A 17,145-nucleotide genomic window follows, 5' to 3' on the forward strand; every position below is an offset into this window, starting at 1 on the left:
GTGAGACCTGATTTGTAGATATCGCGATAACAGACGCTAAAAGGAAACGCCTGCTTAATTCATAGTGTCTTGTTCAAACATGGCGATTTCACGACGTCTACGAAGCCACTGAGTGACTGACGCGTGGGTGGGGAAAATCTTGACCATGAGAAACAGGATGATGACAACCGAAAGTAAGGCTAGTGAATGGCGTTCGATGAAGTATGCGACCAGGCTGAAAAACGCAGAGCCTTCTAGCAGTGCATACTGAATGATTTTTTGAATTTGCAAAGGAGCAATCTGGGCCTGTGCTGACTCTGGGTTAACCTGGTCATTGACGCTTGGTCTGCCAGGTTGCTGCTTAGGATTGATAAACCTAGGGATCACCAAGGCGATCGGTATGACGATAATCGCCTCAAACAGGGCAAAATAAGTCAATTGCGGGTTCTTAGCCGGTCCATCCGAGTCTTGAAGCAGAGTGAAAATGCCAAAAACGACAACTCCAAACATGAGTCCAGCGCAGATAATCTGCAGTACGAGGACTGCTTGATTAAAATCTGCTGGTTGATCGTTTTCGGTGTTGCTGCTCACTATGAATCCATTCCGGAGTTGAAGATTTGTTTTCCCTGAATGTTGACGGTATCGACGATACCTACAATGGCGGCGTCAATCGGCAACGACTTGGTTTCCGGTGTGAACCGTGCACTTGATCCTTGGACGCAAAGCACCGTTTCTCCTACTCCCACACCAATCGGGTCAACAACGACAAATGTTCGCCCAGTCGGTTGAAGATTCGACTGATCGTGCTCGTTGACTCGCAACGGTTCGACTACGAGAAGTTTCTGCCCAACCATGACCTGCACCTTGTGCGTTGAAACGAGGCTGCCGGTAACACGTGCGACGAACATAAAATACTTTCAAGCAATTCTGTGACCTTGCGAGTTCAAACTCGCGAAATCGAAATCCAAGTTTTTCTAACTGCCTGAATTGGTAATGTTTTCCAGGGTTTGACGGGCAACAACCAATTCTTCATTGGTAGGGACCGTCCAGACTTCAATACCGCTACGCTGATCCGATACCTTTGCCTCACCTTTTGCAGTCTTGTTGGCCTCTTCATCTAAAATAAGGTTGGCCCATTCCATATCGGCACAGACCGCACCGCGAATGTAGGTGCTGTTTTCACCGATGCCGCCAGTGAAGACGAGTGCATCAAGTCCGCCTAGCAAAGCCATGTATCCCCCCACATAGTGGCGGATCGACGATACAAAATGCTCTAATGCTAGGGTTGCTCGTTCGTGTCCATTCGAAGCTGCTTCTTCCAGGTCGCGAACGTCTTCACTCAGACCACTTAGTCCTAGTAATCCTCCTTGGCTCGACATCTCTTTGAGGAGTTCCTCAAGAGATTTTCCTGACTTCTTGAGCAACAACGGCAAAGCGAATGCGTCGAAATCCCCCACCCTATTATTGTGTGGAAGACCTGTCTGCGGACTCATGCCCATACTTGTGGCAACAGACTTTCCGCCTCGTGTCGCACAGATCGAACTGCTTCCGCCAAGATGACACGAAATTACCCGAAGATCATCTCGCTTGAGAATCTCATGGATTCGTTGGCTAACGAAGCGATGACTTGCACCGTGAAATCCCCATCGTCGAATCTGGTAGTCCGTTGCCCATTCGTATGGGACTGCATACAAACGGTTCTTGAGAGGGATTGTCTCGTGGAAACCAGTTTCCAAGGCGGCGACTAATGGCAACTGTGGAAACGCTTGTTGCAACGACCGCATAGCCCGAACATAAGGCGGGTTATGTGCCGGTGCGATTTCTGCCAAGTCCTCCATACTCGCCAATAGTTTCTCATCGACGCGACGCACCCCGCTAAGGTCTCCAGCGAATACCGCTTTGAAACCAATGCCAAGCACTTCATCGATCGAGTTCAGGCATCCTGTATCAGCATCTGTCAGTGCATCGAAGCACAACTGGACTGCGGCAGCGTGGTCGGGAAGGCTCGCTTCGAACCTGGTGACTTCACCTCCGCACTCGATGGAACACTCGCTCTTCTCGCCACCAATGCGATCCATGCCTCCACGAGCGATTTGAGTTTCCGTGTCCATTTCGAACAGACGGAACTTAAAGCTAGTGGAACCGAGATTCGCAACGAGAATCTTGCCAGCGGACATGGGAATCCCTTCGTTAGAACGACGTGGCCGAATTGTGCTAGCCGAATAGAATCCAAGTTCTGATCGGCTTAAAGAAAAGCTTCCAACAACGAAGGTTCAGGACGTGGGATCAAGTGAGCGCTAACCAGTTCGCCTGATTGGGCAGCAGCAGATGCTCCCGCATCGACAGCAGCTCGCACGCTACCCACATCGCCTTTAATGATCGTTGTTACAAAGGCGCCACCAATTTGAACCTGTTTCACCAGGCTAACATTTGCCGACTTCAGCATCGCATCGAGGGCTTCGATCTGGGCGATGAGTCCTTTTGTTTCAATCAAGCCAATTGCTTCGTTCATGTTTCGACTTTGCGTAGAAGTTTCAGTGGATTTTTCAACTGTTTCCGACGTTTGGTTTTCGTCTGACATTAGGCACCTTTGTTCGGCAGCACGCCACTCAATTCCTCGTGTGGTCGAGGAATCACTTGGACACTGACAACTTCACCGATTTTGCTGGCGGCCGAGGCACCGGCATCGATTGCTGCTTTGACTGCAGCGACATCGCCCACGACGAATGCAGTGACTAGCCCACTGCCAACTTTCTCCCAACCCATCATTTGAACATTGGCTGATTTCAACATAGAGTCGACTGCCTCAACGAGACAGACAAACCCTTTGGTTTCGATCATTCCCAATGCTTCCATCCGATTTGCCATGAGTGCTCTCCAGTTTTGAGTTAGTGCTCGAGAAGTCTAGATTTCAACAAAGTTTGTACGACTAATGTGTCTGGCAGCCGCAGCTAGCCGGCTTGACGAGTTCTACGTTTGTGGCATTGTCGAGGTTTGCCGCATTGCCCTCGTCGGTGTCCAAGTGAACTTCAAGTTTGATGTTGTCCCCCGCGCGGACGACTAAGTTTTCAAGCGTCGTCGTGCAGCCGGGCGACTCGATTCGCAGGTTAAGCTCGTCGCCATTCTTGACGTTGTAGAACTCGAGATCGCTCGGCCCCATGTGAACGTGTCGCATCGCGCGGATAACGCCTTGACGGAGATCGACCACACCTTTCGGACCAACGAGAATACAGCCAGGTGTACCCTGGACGTCACCACTGATGCGAACGGGAAGATCGATCCCGAGGGAGATGCCATCCGTGAACGCGAGCTCGACTTGCGAGTCCCCACGACATGGTCCTAAGACGCGAACATTCGGAATCATCCGACGACGTGGACCAACGACCGCAACTGTTTCCTCGGCGGCGTAGTAACCGTCTTGATAGAGGTCTTTGGACGGTGTGAGGTCGTCTTTGCCGAATAGAATGCGGACGTGCTCGTGTGTCAAATGACAGTGTCTTGCCGAAATGTTGACGACGAGCGGATTGCGAGCGACTTGAGGCTTGGCCGCTTGCAGTCGATGCGTCACGACGTCGCGTACGAGACGCTCGACATCGGCTCGCGAAATCGGATTAGCCAGCTGAGACATATAACACCAATGAATGAACAGAATCAGGTTTTGGAGGTTGCAAACTTGGTTCAGGCGTCGACAGCGATCAATTCAACGCCATGATTGATACACGTTTTTTTCCAGGCATCTTTGACATTGGAATCGGTCACGATCGTTTGAACTTCGCTTAGCTCACAGAGATGTGTCAGCTCCGAGTGGCCAAACTTCGTGGAATCGGCAACGACGATGGTTTCGTCGGCAACAGACATCATTTGGCGTTCCGTCTCGACAAGTAGGACATTGCTGTTGAAAAGACCTTTCTCAGTGATTCCGCCAGTACTCATAATAAGTCGACGGGCTGAGATGCCTTTGAGTCCATCGATCGAAATCGGACCGAGGCAAACGCCAGTTTTGGGGTATAAGTAACCTCCGATAATAACCAGTTCGATTCCAGGTTGATGGGAGAGGAGTGTTACGATCGGGAGTGAATTGGTGACGACTTGCAGTTCTTTGCCGATCAATTGTCGGGCGACTTCCAACGTCGTCGTTCCGCCGTCGAGTAACACGGTCTCATTGGGCTCGATCTGAGCGGCGATAAATTGGGCAATGGCTTGTTTTTCGTGCGATGACTGCTTCTCTCGATCGTCGAATGTGACAAGCGATTCCCCGGTGAACGCTGCTCCGCCGCGTGTCCGTCGAATCGTCCCGCAATTATCAAGGTGTTCCAAATCCCGCCGTACCGTCGATTCGCTCGCGTCACAGAGTTCGGAAAGCTCTTGGAGTGACACAAATCCTTTCGACTCAACGGCTTTCAGTATGTGCTGCCGACGCTGATCGACGAGCATTCACTCGTTCCTTCGAATGGGGTAGATCATGTAATGGGAGCAGTCTGCCGAAATGAATCACCAAAAGCAAGCATTATGTTTCAAAAAACGTCAAGATGTTGCAGTTGTGATGGTAGATTCCCGGGTTGCTCGTGTCCGGCACCGAATACATAGACCATAGATCCTGTCAAGGAGGGGGAAATTCGGTGGGATTTCCTTTTGTGACGGTTGTTTGAGGCCGCACGCAAGTACGACTGGCGTAACCGGTGCACGTGTCAATCGAGAGGTTGTTATAAGGTGTGAAAGATGCGGCTGGATGCCGGGAGGTTCCGCGTGCTTGCTTGTTGCACTTCAGGGGAACTAGAATTCGTGAAAGCAACGCAAAGCGAACCTTAGTCTCTGGATGGACTGCCAGAGATTTTTGACTCATGGGACCGAATACAGATATGCGCGACAAAACACGATTTCTTCAGCAGACCATTGAACACATCGATATCACTCAGCACGACGCACGTCCACTTGTCGAGGCGTATCGTCACGCTGCGTTTACGGCCCGTGATCTTGCTCGGGCTGCCGATATCTACGATCAGATGGTCCGTGATACCGACTGCGGAATCATTCTCTGTCTGGCGGGGTCCCTCATTTCGGCTGGGCTGAAAAAGGTCTTCATTGACCTGATTCGTCACAACATGGTGGACGCCATCGTTTCGACGGGGGCGAACATTGTCGACCAAGACTTCTTTGAAGCTCTTGGATTTCGCCACTATGTTGCGGAGGATCGGCTGAAAAGTGGTCTGTTCGATGACGAACTGCGAAAACTCGCGATCGACCGCATCTATGACACGTTGATCGACGAAGATGAACTTCGGATTTGCGATGACACCATCATGCAAATCGCTGACGAATTGGAACCGCGTCCGTATTCGTCGCGGGAGTTTATTCAGAGTATGGGTGCGTGGCTCGAGCAGAACGGGCGAACGCAGACCGACAGCATCGTACTGGAGTGTTACCGGAAGTCGGTACCGATTTTCGTTCCGGCTTTCAGCGATTGTTCCGCAGGATTCGGGTTGGTTGCCCATCAAGCCAAACGTGAAGACGGGGAACGGCTCAGCATCGATAGCGTGAAAGACTTCCACGAAATTACGCAGTTGAAAGTTCAATGCGGCGAGACCGGATTGCTCATGATTGGCGGTGGCGTGCCGAAGAACTTCGCGCAGGATGTTGTGGTGGCGGCTGAAATCCTGGGGCATGAAGTGCCGATGCACAAGTACGCGATTCAGGTCACGGTCGCCGATGTCCGGGACGGGGCTTTGTCCGGGTCGACCTTGAAAGAGGCGTGCAGTTGGGGCAAGGTCGATATCGCATACGAGCAAATGGTGTTCAGTGAGGCGACACTCGCTGTGCCATTGATCGCAGGCTATGCGTATCACCAAGGCAATTGGCAAGCGCGTCCCGAACGCCGCTGGTCTTCACTGTTGACACCCACACCGGCCACGTAAGCCGCTTCGGTCTGACGCTTCCGCGTGACCTTTTCAAAGATTCGAAAGATTGAGTTGTTGATTTTGGTTTGGCCTGTCGTTTCTAGCTTTGGCAGGCCTCGCCATCGTTTAGCAGTTCAATCTCTTTTTTGAAAAGGTGACTCTGTGAGAATCTTTCAGGGACAGTGTTTTTGGGTGGCGGGTCTTGCGTTGGCGGTCAGTGTTTTCACTTCCGGCGAGGGGTTTGCGCAAGGTCGATGTGGAGGTGGAGGCGGCGGTATGATGCCCGGGAGTGGCGGTCGACCACCTGGTGGCATGGGAATGATGGCGGGCAGTGGCCAAGGCGGTGGTTCGAACTTCATGCAGACGATGCAAGCTGCTCAGCAGATGCAGACGCTCCAGGCTCAGCGAGTGCAGGCATTTCAGCTTCAGCAACTTCGAATGCGTGAGCAGATGCAGGCGTCCTTATTGCAACCACAAACGCAAAGAACGACCCAGGGGTTTTCTGCAAACCTGCCAATGAATTCCGCGGCGATTGGTCCCGATACCACTGCCAGCGTCGTGCGTCGGCGGCTACCCGGGTATGGTCAGCCAACAGCGAAGGAGTTGCGGGAAGAACGCCGCGAACGCCGTCGGGCAGAACGGTTGGCCAATCGAGATCAGTAACGGTTCCACGCGTCCTCAGTCAAAGCCGGCCTGTTAACTCCCTGCCGATCTATTTCGGTCGAGAGATTGGCCGGCATTTTCCGAGTGATCGAGTCGGCTGGAACGTGAGCGTTCGAGGGGCGGTGTTGGCTGCTTGTTGGATCAAACGTGGGCTGCGGACGGATGGACCAGTCAGTGGTGCCGGAGGCTCGGGGGCTGGTAGAGGTTGTGGCGCTACTTCATAACTTGGTGATCCACCAGGAACTGCCGTCGGCTGATGAGGTTCCGGGTGAATTGGTCCTCCATGAGTCATTTTGCAAGATTCGCACCAAAATGGTTCATGTCCCGCCAGTCCACAACCAATCGCTGCGGTTCCCTGGGCTTTGAGCAACGACACTTCGGCTTGCTTAGTGGCGAAGAACGCCGCAAGTCGATCCGATTTTGCCTGAATCCGTTCTAGCTCGGCCTGCCGGATATCGAAACTGGTGATGGTCTCATCGACTGCCTGCTTCTGTCGAAGTTCATCGAGTTGACGATCCCAACTGGAAACAAGTCGATCTGCAATGTGCCAGCGTTCGGTGGCGGCGTTCCAGGCGGCGATCGCGGCATGTATCTCGCCGCGAACTGCTTGTTCCTGACCGTTTAACAGTACCACGAGTTGCGTTGTGCGAACTTCGACGTCCCGGGTGCGGCAGAACTTCGTAAAGGGCTTGATAACGAAGATGGTGTCGCTCAACTGCTTAAGGATATCTAACTCTGAAGCGGTTCCGAGACTCGCCTCGGCCTGCTGCAAGGCGGCAATGGCTGCTGACAGAGTTTCCGCTCGGATGCCATGAATCAAGACGCGTAGCAACCGCAGTTCCGGTCGCAGGTGCATTGCCGTCTGAACCGCAGTTTCTCGGGTTGGAGCTGACGTGGGTCGTTCCTCCAATGTCATGAAATCAGGCATTGGCGCGGTTGGTTCTTCGCCCAATAGTGGTTGGAGGCGGGCCCATCCTTGAGCGAGTTGGCCTTCGATTTCTTGCTGTTTTTGCTCGATTTCCAGTTTCTGGCGTTCTAGATCACCTTGGCGGATTTCGACGGCGAACCCGCGTGCCAGAATACGGGCAACGTCCGACTGCATCATTTCGATGTTCTGCAAGCTCTCCTGCAAGTAGCCGAGTTGAGCATGGCCTTCAGCGAGTTGGTAATAGAGCTGCAGTGCCGCAACGGAGGCTTCGTTTCCACGGATTGCGCTTCGAAGCATCAGGAGTTGTTGGACTTGATTGGCAACTTCTTCGCTGATGCACCGGGTGTTCGAAGTTTTTTCGAAGGCGAATTGCCGTTCGATCTCGATCAGTTGAACCGGTGTCGATGCAAGTGCCGCCTGACAACGGACCCGTTCAGCAGCCAAAGCTGGTAATTCTGGACTTGCTTCGATCGAAGACGGTATTTCGTAGTTCGTCTGCTGAATTCTTGGACGGCTGACTGACGAGCGTCGCTCGAGAGCTGGCTTTCGCGTGGAATGATCGACGCGTTGATTTAATTGGGGATAGATCGGCGCACGATGGACCATTCGCGATCTTGCGGATTCTGAACGAATGTCGGAATCATAGAATCCGGGGCCGACGCAACCGGTCACGATCGCGAGACAGGAACACGTAAGAGAACCCCACAACCGACGTTTCCACATCGTCACGTTTTGGGGTGTCGTTGTTATTGCCCGCATCATTTCGGAATCCCTGTCGCTTTCACCGCTTTGATCGTTTGTAGCTCGGCCTGTATTCATGTGATCACAGCATTTCCAGGTTTTCGTCGGAGCGGATACCGCAACCACAAACCCAGCCCGCACAAACGTGACGGCTCTTATCTGGAAATCGGTCGGTTTAAGTGGGATCCGTGGGGTTTTGCCGGTTATGCCGGAAATCCGCGCGTCTTCATGCCTGCCAGGCAGAAAGTTTTTTCAGGACTTCCTATTTTTTCTGGTCCGCGTGAACTTCCGTGTTTGCGACAAGTCCCATCGCATTTACCATGAGGTGGTGCATCGCCCGCCCTTATCAAATTGCAAACCACGGCCTATTCTGCGAGTGGTGCGAGGACGGATGTACCCTTTTCCTAGTGACTTAGACAGATACATGTCTCATGCGTTATTTACTCACACTGATAATCGGCCTAGGGATCGGGATGGGCGTATTTGCCCTTTGGAATCGACAGGAGTCGTCAACTGGGCATGAGGACGGAGCGAATGGTGCTGAGTCTGCGTCTAGCTCGGAAGCGGCGTTTCTGGGGTCGTCAGTTGTTGCGGTCGGGCGGCTAGTGCCGGCCAATGGAGTCGTCAGTATCGTTGGGCCCGCCGAGCAACAGATTGTGAAAATTCTTGTTGACGAGGGAGATTCAGTCGATGCCGGAAGCCCCCTCGTTCAGCTTGATTCCGAGCTAGCGGATCTTGAGTTGGACGTTCTTCATGCTGAACATAAGACCGCTCAAATCCAGGCTGAAGCGGCGGTCTTGGCCGCTAAGGCTCAGAAAGAAGCTGCCGAGCTACAGTTGCAGCAAGCCGAACTAGAGAACCCGCAGATCGATTCTCAGCAACAGGAAATCAATGTTCTAAAAGCGAATCTTGCTGCCGCAAAAGATTCGTTACAAAAAATGCGAGAGATTCCCGATCTCGTGCCGAGCCAAAAAATCGAACAGCAAGCCCAGTTAGTCCGATCGACGGAAGCCCAACTCGCGGCCGCCAATAATTCGTTGAAACAGCTCAATGTAGCCGCCGAGCAGGCGATTTTAGTCGCTCGTTCAAAGTTGAAACTCGCGGAAGCCGACCTGGTCAAAGCTCAGAACGCATACTCGAAAGATGCCTTCGAGACTCGGATCAAGAAAGCGGAGTCGCTTCGCGACCGTTTGACGATCCGCTCTCCAATTGAAGGCACCGTCCTGGAAATCGCGTTGCATCAAGGGGACACTCTTGGCCCGCGTCCGATCATGGAAATCGCGAATTTGAATCCCATGTATTGTGTCGCAGAGGTCTATGAGTCCGATCGTGCTGCGATTCAAAATGGAATGACTGCCGAAATCACCAGTCCAGCCATCAGCGGACGACAATCGGCAGCGTCTTCCGAGTTGACAGGCACAGTCGTGAGTGTCGGGCAAATGATATCACGGACAACTCTCGACAATCTCGACCCCTTCAAGCCGCAAGACAAACATGTCTTCATTGTCAAGATTCAACTTGACGAGCCAAGCCAGCGGATTGCGGCTCAGCTGATCAATCTGCAAGTTGAAGTCGAAATCAGAACCGATCAGGAACCAAAATCAACGAGCACAACAAGTAATGGACTACAACTAGGCGCACTCTGAACGATGCCTAGTCGTGTACACTGTGCTCGTTATTACAACGAGTTGTTTAATGCCAGTCTGGTTAGCGTTTCGAAACTTAGCACAAAGTAAAGTGCGGACATTCGTAGGAGTGGCCGGAGTTTCGTTCGCAGTTGTACTCTTGTTCTTTCAGATTGGAATGGTGTTGTCTGCCGCTCGGACAGCGACGCTTGTCTATAGTGCACTCGATTTTGATCTTCTAATTCGCTCGAAACAGTACGTCGAGTTTTCCGATCCTAGAAGTCTGCCGATTCAGCGTCTGCGTCAGGCGGATTCCATCGCCGGTACGGAATCTGTTGTGCCGGTTTATCTTGGCACTGGTGAGTGGAAACATCCAACGGAACCCAAATACCGTGCAATTCAAGTCATTGGATCTGAGCCGGACGATCAAGTCTTCAATCAGCCACAAATTTTGGCAACGTTGAACAAGCTTCGTCTGTCCGATGACGTGTTGATCGACGAATTGTCACATCCAGGTTTTGGTCAGTTTCAGGATTCTGACGGGACGACTAGCAGTCAACAACTAACATGGTTGAACGATCAACCGGTTCAGGTTGTTGGCGTATTTCGCCTTGGGGCAGGATTTGGCGCCGACGGTACTGTACTTGTCAACGAACGCGGGTTTCGACGGCTTTACCCGGGCAGAAATTTAGCCGACGTAAGTCTAGGACTAGTACGCTGTCATCCTAATGTCAACAAGCAAGACGTACTGCAAAAGATGCGGTTGCAACTTCCAACTGGCGAAGGGGGGGATGTGGCAGTACTAACGCGTCAGGAAGTGATTGACTACGAAACGACGCTCTGGTTATGGCATACTCCTCTCGGTTTGATTTTTGTAATGGGCGCTGGCATTGCGTGCGTTGTGGGCGTGGTCATTGTTTATCAGGTCTTGGCGAGCGATGTCGCCAATCGGTTGCCTGAGTACGCAACCCTCAAGGCCATTGGTTACCGTGATCGGTTTCTTTCGGCGGTTGTGATTTTTCAGTCGATGCTACTCGCGATCGTCGGGTTCCTAGTCGGCTGGGTGGTTTCGATCATACTGTATCGTGTGACGCGGGAGATGGCTCGGATTCCCGTCGAAATGAGTGTGCCGCTTTGCCTCGGTGTTGCAGTGGCGGCAATCGTAATTTGCGTGGGGTCCGGTATGGCTGCTTTAGGAAAGCTTCGAGCTGCAGCGCCGGCGGATTTGTTCTAGTTTCTTTTTGTCTATTCGTTCGGCTTGAAAACACGACGAACACGAATCGCACCTTATGTTTCAGAGACGGGTGCCACTCGCGTGGCGTAACTTAGTTCATAACAAGCGTCGGCTAATGCTGTCGGTCGCGGGCATTGCCTTTGCGGTTGTGCTCATGTTTACGCAACAGGGGTTCTACTACACCTTGCTTGATAGTACCGCCGAACTGATTCATCGTATGGATGCAGATTTGGTGCTGGTCAGTCCACGTCGTCGAATGCTAACCACGCCGCAACCAATTGAGTATCGCTTTATCCTACAGGCTGCTGGAAATCCAAGTGTTGTCAGTGTCGAGCCGGTTTACCTGGAGTTTGTGCAATCAAAACTCCGAACCGGAAAACGATCGCCGCGGCTTATTCGAGTCATTGCGTTTGATCTGACGAAACCTGTTATTGAGTTTCCCGCGTTGACTAGCGATATGATCGCCAAACTGCAGCATCCGGGGACGGCGATGATCGATCGTCGTTCGAAGTCGAAATACTTTCCACTTCCATTCGACGATGCAACTCGCATGAGTCAAATGCCGGTAGAACTGAATAATCGTGAAGTTCAGATTGTCGGATCCTTCGACCTGGGGACGGACTTTATCAATACCGGGAATCTTCTAATGAGCTCGCAAAATTTGGCAAGCTATTTTCCCAGGCGTCTTGGTCGGTTTGATGATCCACTACACACGGTCGATATTGCGTTGATCAAACTTCGTTCCGAGAGTAATGCCGACGAAGTTCGTGGCCAACTTCTTGAGCAAATGCAAGTTGGTCGTCAGAGGTCGAATCAACAACAACCGATTCGGAGGGTCGATGTTCTCACGAAACAACAATTTCTGGAGAGAGAACAGAACTACTGGCGGAAAGGCACTCCCATCGGCTTTGTGTTTACACTCGGACAAGGCCTTGGTTTCTTCGTAGGAGTCGTGATTTGCTATCAGATTATCTTTTCCGGACTTTCTGATTTGCAAGCCGAATTCGCAACCGTCAAGGCGATTGGTTATCGGAACCGGTTTCTCGTGGGACAAGTCTTTGCTCAGTCGATCTATTTAGCCGTGTTCGGTTTTGTGCCAGGTTGTATTATTAGTGCAGGTTTGTTTCATGTTTTGTCGTCTGAGACTGGTTTGATCATGGAAATGGTTACAAGCCGCGCAGCCTACGTTTTTCTCGCTACGTTAGTCATGTGTCTCGTTTCGGGGGGGCTGGCTGTTCGCAAGATTCTCAAACTCGATCCTGCAGAATTATTTTAGAAGCGGTCGAGTCTTCGCCTTTGAAGTCAGGTTCGTTTCTAACACACGAGTTGTAAGTTGTTTTGGAGTTAGGTCGTTAGTAGCTAGTGTGTGAAGCTAGTGGGCGATCGTGAGTTGGTCACTATGTTGGCGTCAATTATTTCGATTCTCGGAGTCTGTTCGTCCTATGTCGAATGTAGAGTCTCAAGTCGATGACCTAGTCATTCCCCCGCCTCCGAAGACGGGGGCCGGCATTATTCATGTTGCGGGAGTGAATCATCGTTACGGTGAGGGAGCGACACAAACGCAGATTCTGCACGATATCAATCTTGATGTTCGTTCGGGCGAAGTGGTGATTGTCAAAGGGCCATCGGGTTCCGGGAAGTCGACCTTGTTGGTGCTGATTGGCACATTACGCGGTCTACAGGAAGGGAGCATCCGCATTGACGGCACGGAACTGCTCGGTGCTAGCACCGAAGAGATATTAGCCGTCCGCCGGAAAATCGGGTTCATCTTTCAAGCTCATAATCTGTTTGGTTCACTCACAGCTTATGAGAATGTAAAGATGGCACTGCAACTTTCGAACGATCGAAGTCACGAACGAAAACGAATCGAAGAGTTGCTAACGGAACTTGATCTTGGCAAAAGGATTTACTATCGGCCGAAGTCCTTGTCTGGTGGGCAACGTCAGAGAGTTGCGATTGCTCGCGGGATCATTCATAAGCCGCGGATTGTCTTAGCGGATGAACCTACTGCGGCTCTTGATGCGAAAACGAGTCGGATCGTTGTCAACAAGCTCCGAGCACTTGCGAAGGACCATGGAAGTGCGGTCGTTATGGTGACGCATGATAATCGCGTTATGGATATCGCTGATCGAGTCATCACCGTGGAAGATGGTGCGATCAAGAGTGACACTCACATTCGCGAAACCGAACTGATCTGTCACTTTCTCGATAAAGTCATGCTGTTTCAGAATGCGTCTCGGGCGCAGTGGTTGGCTGATATCGCAGCGAAAATGCAGCGTGTCGATTTCCGAAGTGGAGAGAAGATCATTCGCGAAGGCGACGAAGGGAAGGCGTTTTATCTGATTCGCAGTGGTCAGGTCGGAGTGTTTCGCGGCGAAGACCAGCAGCAGGTCGCCAGACTCGGTGAAGGAGAATACTTTGGTGAAACGTCGTTGGCGAAAGATCAGAAAACCAACGCCGATGTCGTCGCAGAGGGGAAAGTCGTTACTTATGTTCTTGGCAAGTCCGACTTCAAAGAGCTACTCAAGAACAGTGACGCATTCGAAGAAGAGCTTCGGCGTGTGATCTATGCTCGGCAATAGGTTCGTTGTACTTCGTGGCGTTATGCGTAACGCTCTCGTCGCGGAACTAGTAACGCTCTACTTTGCTAGTGGCTGTGATTCTTGCTCACTCGGATGCTTCGGAGTGTCTCTGCCAAGTTGGTCGAGTATATAGCGTTGGAAGACGTAAATTCGCTCCTCGCGTGTACCAATCACCCCGCGGTGATTGCTAACTTCTAACCCTTTCTGCTGGTCAGCGAAGATCTCCCAGTCCTCGAGTTGCACTTGCTTCATCATATTCTTGGCGAACCGAGCTGAAGCGAATGCGAGTAAACTAGCAAATGGGCCTCGTTTCCGTCCCCGGAACGAATACATTCTGAGATTGATTTTGCATCGAGTCGGAGACAACGGGAGATACGTGAGCACGTACGAGAAAACGTCCGTTGTTACGAAGATAAGGTTCGGGTGGATATGTTGGTGGATGTATAGGTTAGTTTTCTCACCACCAAGCCACTGGACTATTCGACCTTGCCAACGGTCCACACGTGGGTCTTCGCCGGAATCGTATGCTAGTTCCGTGTACTTCGGATCTAAGATATGATCGGAAGCCGCTTCACTGGGGTAGATACCGCCGAACGACTCCGGGTGGAGATGCGGAATATGATACGACTCTAATGTATTCTCAGCCGGCACTTTCCAATTGCAGGGACATTCATATTCCCAGATGTGCAGAAGTCGCCAATCAGGAGTCGAGAAGAAACGATCGTTGCGTTCGAACGTCGGGCCGAGGTATTCGACGAGAGACGGCGGTTCATCGGTCAGTGCGACAAATAGCAGATCGCCACAACTCTCCAATCGATACTTCTTGAGCCGGGAATTCTCACGGTCCCATGGGCGAAAACAACGGGCATCGGGGATCCGGCCAGTCAAACCGTCTTGATTGTATTCCCAGCCATGATACTGGCAGGCCATTTTCGGTGTGTTGCCACGACGTTCGTGAGTCAGCAAACAATGCCGATGTGCACACACGTTCTCGAACGCATGAAACGTACTATCAAAGTTCCGCACTTGGACCGGATGACCAAACAGGTCAATTGTGAGATAATCACCCGGCTTGGACAGTTCCGATTTCGTGCCGACAAACTGCCAACTCGGAACGAACAATTCTTGAATTTCAGCCTGATGTTGATCGGCCGATCGATAGTCGTCGGAAGACAGTAGGTATTGAAGGTGCGTCTGGTTTACAAACACCACGACTCCTTTGGGGCGATTCTCGTGTCAGTCATCGAGATCGTGTGAAACTAGACCACGACGGTCGAAAGTCGACTGCTCCAACTCGACTAGGGTTTGTTCTTCATGTCGGAGCGAGCATCGCGGACTTCGGCTTGCACAACCTGCGGCAATTTGGAAATCAGCAGGTTCCGACCGCCGAACCAACCTTCGGGTTCCGAAAAAACGACGTGAACTTCGATGAAGAGACCATCTTTGTAGTTCTTGAGTTTCGTGACTTTGATGTACATCCCTAAATGTTCATAGGGATGTTTCGGGCCCGTCGGTTTCTTACGCACGAGGCTTTGCCAGTGGTTTGGGAATTCGGGATCCCCGTTGAACTCCGGCGCAAGCCGTGTGGCGAAGATTAACGAGTCTTCCGTTTGACTCCAAAACGTTCGCACAGCGGCATTGATTTCCACGTAGTCAATGAGATTCCGCTCGATGTGTCCGTAACGTTCATGCTTGGCGTCGATTTCGTCAATGCCACGCTTGACGAGTGCGGCTTCGTCGATGGTTGTCCAGTCGTCGTCCTGTTTTCCATTGGTGGCCAAGTCTTCGAAGTTACCGTATGCCACAAAGTAGGCATTGACGAATTTGGCTTTCGCGTTCACCGTTGGGCAATCGACTTCGTCGATCTTCTTCAGAATGTATGGTGCGTAGATGAAGTCGCGGGTCAGACGGTCTAGCGGGGCTGCTCGGCCGCCGACCGCTTTCATGATCTTGTCTTGCTGCTCACCGGTCAGACCGTCGTCCATGGTGGGAGCGGGCAACGTGAACGGTTTTTGCTTACCAATCGTGAGACCGGTCTGGCGAAGCTCCGAGTAGACCGGGTTCGCTGCGATATGCTTAGCGTCGGCCACGCCATCGGCGGACAGAAGTGCGGCGGTTAAGCAGAGTAGTGTCGTCATTGTCGACCCTATGAAGTTGAGCTGGCGGGATGGCAAAGTTGACCTGGCTGACACGAACGGACTGATTGATGTTGTGTCGCCAATTTGCCTCCCTTCAACCTTATCGGGCGCCATAACCATCGGCAAGACCGCTTGAAGACTTCCGGGTCGCCGCGCTCCAGAGAGCTTTTCGCAGTCCGTGTTCCAACGCTTGTAGGGATTCAGCATTCAAGGTCGGTTGTCCGGCTAAGTCGGCAAGCGACTTCGTGAATTGAACCGTCATCCGACCTTTCGGCGGTGCTTTGACGGCAAATGCATTGTCTGATGGAATTCCCACGGTGAATTCGCGTCGGTCGACATAGAGCTGGCAATCATCGACTGCATTACCCGCGAGCCATTCCATATGCGAGTTAACACCGACGTATTGGCCTCTTTCGTCGAGATCAATCCCGAAGGAAAGCGTTTCCAGTCGGCCTGTTGGAGCATCTACCAATAACACATGCCGCATGATTGCCGGTCGGTGGGCTTGTCCTCGAACCATCACTGCGTGAGTATCAATGACAGCCATGGTTGGCGTTTGTGCGCGTAATCGAGCCATCATCAGCTTCTCATAACAGGTGGAAATGAGAATCCCTTCGAGAAACCCGAATTTCGTACCAAATCGATTTTTGGTCTCAGGAGTGATAACAACATCTTGTCCGCGGATTTTGGTGCCCATTCCGAGCCCGATGTTCCCAATGTGGAACTCGCGTTGGCCGGATGCGTTGACCGATTCCCGAACATTTGCCGTGACAGCAGTGAAGATCAGACTCGACATCCGGTACGTTTGCTCATTGACTTTCGAACGGTGATCGGGATGGATCCGTGGTAAACTTTTCAACACGAGATGCGACCAGCCTTCGGGGGCACGATCGGTGATGACGGTTCCAGGGCGAATCAGAACAAGTCGCGGCTGGGGATATTCCGGCCGATTGACCGTATGAAACTTCGGAAGCTGATTCCCAGGAAGTTGCTTGGAGTTCTGGCGAACGGGAACGGCGGATAATTCTTGAGGCGTCACATCGCCTTGGAGCATTGCGCCGGCGGAAATCAGGCAGACGGCCGAAATTCCCAAGATGGTTGAGCTTCCGTGCGACGGCATCGTCGTAGTTCCTTTCACAGTCACACGTGGCATCGGAATTCTCCGCTCCCATGCTCGGCAACAAAGTGTCCAGTTCAAATTGACCCGATGGTCGAGGAAATGCCCACGATATGTCGTACGGCTATCTGGTCCTGACCGCTTCAGCCCCGGCTTACCGCGATTATGGGATTTGGTCAAGACCGACTTTGATTCCCGCTCGATTCACCAGCGTGTTGCCGATTCGCAACACATCCGTATTGCC

17 protein-coding genes are annotated in these 17,145 nt (G+C 52.0%); 6 read left to right on the plus strand and 11 right to left on the minus strand.

Annotated elements, in window-relative coordinates; all coding sequences use genetic code 11:
- Positions 1–54: 54 nt before the first annotated feature.
- The 7 genes from AC5DDB_RS09810 to AC5DDB_RS09840 form a co-directional block, all read right to left on the minus strand.
- Positions 55–570 (minus strand): hypothetical protein, encoded by a 516-nt coding sequence (locus AC5DDB_RS09810; RefSeq protein WP_491739539.1) that lies wholly within the window; start codon positions 568–570, stop codon positions 55–57.
- Positions 570–887 (minus strand): EutN/CcmL family microcompartment protein, encoded by a 318-nt coding sequence (locus AC5DDB_RS09815; RefSeq protein WP_491739540.1) that lies wholly within the window; start codon positions 885–887, stop codon positions 570–572. The genes AC5DDB_RS09810 and AC5DDB_RS09815 overlap by 1 nt, the downstream gene beginning before the upstream one ends.
- 66 nt (positions 888–953) lie before the next feature.
- Positions 954–2,156, minus strand: coding sequence for an acetate/propionate family kinase (locus AC5DDB_RS09820; RefSeq protein ID WP_491739541.1), 1,203 nt, complete (start codon positions 2,154–2,156; stop codon positions 954–956).
- A gap of 68 nt (positions 2,157–2,224) precedes the next feature.
- A complete protein-coding gene (locus tag AC5DDB_RS09825; protein ID WP_491739706.1) occupies positions 2,225–2,491 on the minus strand; it encodes a BMC domain-containing protein in 267 nt (88 codons plus the stop codon).
- A gap of 68 nt (positions 2,492–2,559) precedes the next feature.
- A complete protein-coding gene (locus AC5DDB_RS09830) occupies positions 2,560–2,847 on the minus strand; it encodes a BMC domain-containing protein (protein ID WP_491739542.1) in 288 nt (95 codons plus the stop codon).
- 61 nt (positions 2,848–2,908) lie between these two features.
- Entirely contained in the window at positions 2,909–3,607 is a 699-nt protein-coding gene (gene pduL, locus AC5DDB_RS09835) for a phosphate propanoyltransferase (protein ID WP_491739543.1), read from the minus strand.
- A 50-nt stretch (positions 3,608–3,657) separates the two neighbouring features.
- On the minus strand, positions 3,658–4,413 hold the full coding sequence (locus tag AC5DDB_RS09840) for a DeoR/GlpR family DNA-binding transcription regulator (protein WP_491739544.1): 756 nt from the start codon (positions 4,411–4,413) through the stop codon (positions 3,658–3,660).
- Between the two features lie 425 nt (positions 4,414–4,838).
- On the opposite strand from AC5DDB_RS09840, the gene AC5DDB_RS09845 reads away from it, so the two are divergent.
- Both AC5DDB_RS09845 and AC5DDB_RS09850 read left to right on the plus strand, forming a co-directional pair.
- Complete coding sequence (locus AC5DDB_RS09845; RefSeq protein ID WP_491739545.1) at positions 4,839–5,891, plus strand: 1,9-bis(guanidino)-5-aza-nonane synthase; 1,053 nt, start codon at positions 4,839–4,841, stop codon at positions 5,889–5,891.
- 144 nt (positions 5,892–6,035) lie between these two features.
- Entirely contained in the window at positions 6,036–6,536 is a 501-nt protein-coding gene (locus tag AC5DDB_RS09850) for a hypothetical protein (RefSeq protein WP_491739546.1), read from the plus strand.
- 49 nt (positions 6,537–6,585) lie between these two features.
- On the opposite strand, the gene AC5DDB_RS09855 is transcribed toward AC5DDB_RS09850, so the two are convergent.
- Positions 6,586–8,070, minus strand: coding sequence for a TolC family protein (locus tag AC5DDB_RS09855; protein ID WP_491739547.1), 1,485 nt, complete (start codon positions 8,068–8,070; stop codon positions 6,586–6,588).
- Between the two features lie 566 nt (positions 8,071–8,636).
- Between AC5DDB_RS09855 and AC5DDB_RS09860 the strand changes: the two genes are divergently transcribed.
- The 4 genes from AC5DDB_RS09860 to AC5DDB_RS09875 all read left to right on the plus strand — a co-directional run bounded on the left by AC5DDB_RS09860 (position 8,637) and on the right by AC5DDB_RS09875 (position 13,646).
- The gene (locus tag AC5DDB_RS09860) at positions 8,637–9,851 is read left to right on the plus strand and encodes a hypothetical protein (RefSeq protein WP_491739548.1); all 1,215 of its coding nucleotides are present in this window, start codon (positions 8,637–8,639) and stop codon (positions 9,849–9,851) included.
- 49 nt (positions 9,852–9,900) lie between these two features.
- A complete protein-coding gene (gene devC / locus AC5DDB_RS09865) occupies positions 9,901–11,064 on the plus strand; it encodes an ABC transporter permease DevC (RefSeq protein WP_491739549.1) in 1,164 nt (387 codons plus the stop codon).
- A 55-nt stretch (positions 11,065–11,119) separates the two neighbouring features.
- A complete protein-coding gene (locus AC5DDB_RS09870) occupies positions 11,120–12,340 on the plus strand; it encodes an FtsX-like permease family protein (RefSeq protein ID WP_491739550.1) in 1,221 nt (406 codons plus the stop codon).
- A 166-nt stretch (positions 12,341–12,506) separates the two neighbouring features.
- A complete protein-coding gene (locus AC5DDB_RS09875; RefSeq protein ID WP_491739551.1) occupies positions 12,507–13,646 on the plus strand; it encodes an ATP-binding cassette domain-containing protein in 1,140 nt (379 codons plus the stop codon).
- A 57-nt stretch (positions 13,647–13,703) separates the two neighbouring features.
- Here AC5DDB_RS09875 and AC5DDB_RS09880 read toward each other — a convergent pair whose 3' ends face one another.
- The 3 genes from AC5DDB_RS09880 to AC5DDB_RS09890 all read right to left on the minus strand — a co-directional run bounded on the left by AC5DDB_RS09880 (position 13,704) and on the right by AC5DDB_RS09890 (position 16,904).
- Positions 13,704–14,855 (minus strand): aromatic ring-hydroxylating oxygenase subunit alpha, encoded by a 1,152-nt coding sequence (locus AC5DDB_RS09880; protein ID WP_491739552.1) that lies wholly within the window; start codon positions 14,853–14,855, stop codon positions 13,704–13,706.
- Positions 14,856–14,944: 89 nt separating this feature from the next.
- Positions 14,945–15,784 carry a hypothetical protein gene (locus AC5DDB_RS09885; RefSeq protein WP_491739553.1) on the minus strand — a complete coding sequence of 280 codons (840 nt, stop codon included), beginning with the start codon at positions 15,782–15,784 and terminating at the stop codon, positions 14,945–14,947.
- 100 nt (positions 15,785–15,884) lie between these two features.
- Positions 15,885–16,904, minus strand: coding sequence for a hypothetical protein (locus tag AC5DDB_RS09890; RefSeq protein ID WP_491739554.1), 1,020 nt, complete (start codon positions 16,902–16,904; stop codon positions 15,885–15,887).
- Positions 16,905–17,145 lie beyond the last annotated feature (241 nt).

The organism is Thalassoroseus sp. (genome assembly GCF_984380535.1).

What these genes read in the sequence shown, in the direction of transcription:
- AC5DDB_RS09845 (WP_491739545.1), top strand. Translation starts at nt 4,839, where the DNA reads ATGCGCGACAAAACACGATTTCTTCAGCAGACCATTGAACACATCGAT.
- AC5DDB_RS09825 (WP_491739706.1), bottom strand. Translation starts at nt 2,491, where the DNA reads ATGAACGAAGCAATTGGCTTGATTGAAACAAAAGGACTCATCGCCCAG.
- AC5DDB_RS09815 (WP_491739540.1), bottom strand. Translation starts at nt 887, where the DNA reads ATGTTCGTCGCACGTGTTACCGGCAGCCTCGTTTCAACGCACAAGGTG.
- AC5DDB_RS09890 (WP_491739554.1), bottom strand. Translation starts at nt 16,904, where the DNA reads ATGCCGTCGCACGGAAGCTCAACCATCTTGGGAATTTCGGCCGTCTGC.
- pduL (WP_491739543.1), bottom strand. Translation starts at nt 3,607, where the DNA reads ATGTCTCAGCTGGCTAATCCGATTTCGCGAGCCGATGTCGAGCGTCTC.
- AC5DDB_RS09860 (WP_491739548.1), top strand. Translation starts at nt 8,637, where the DNA reads ATGCGTTATTTACTCACACTGATAATCGGCCTAGGGATCGGGATGGGC.
- AC5DDB_RS09875 (WP_491739551.1), top strand. Translation starts at nt 12,507, where the DNA reads ATGTCGAATGTAGAGTCTCAAGTCGATGACCTAGTCATTCCCCCGCCT.
- AC5DDB_RS09820 (WP_491739541.1), bottom strand. Translation starts at nt 2,156, where the DNA reads ATGTCCGCTGGCAAGATTCTCGTTGCGAATCTCGGTTCCACTAGCTTT.
- devC (WP_491739549.1), top strand. Translation starts at nt 9,901, where the DNA reads ATGCCAGTCTGGTTAGCGTTTCGAAACTTAGCACAAAGTAAAGTGCGG.
- AC5DDB_RS09840 (WP_491739544.1), bottom strand. Translation starts at nt 4,413, where the DNA reads ATGCTCGTCGATCAGCGTCGGCAGCACATACTGAAAGCCGTTGAGTCG.
- AC5DDB_RS09870 (WP_491739550.1), top strand. Translation starts at nt 11,120, where the DNA reads ATGTTTCAGAGACGGGTGCCACTCGCGTGGCGTAACTTAGTTCATAAC.
- AC5DDB_RS09830 (WP_491739542.1), bottom strand. Translation starts at nt 2,847, where the DNA reads ATGGCAAATCGGATGGAAGCATTGGGAATGATCGAAACCAAAGGGTTT.
- AC5DDB_RS09885 (WP_491739553.1), bottom strand. Translation starts at nt 15,784, where the DNA reads ATGACGACACTACTCTGCTTAACCGCCGCACTTCTGTCCGCCGATGGC.
- AC5DDB_RS09855 (WP_491739547.1), bottom strand. Translation starts at nt 8,070, where the DNA reads ATGGTCCATCGTGCGCCGATCTATCCCCAATTAAATCAACGCGTCGAT.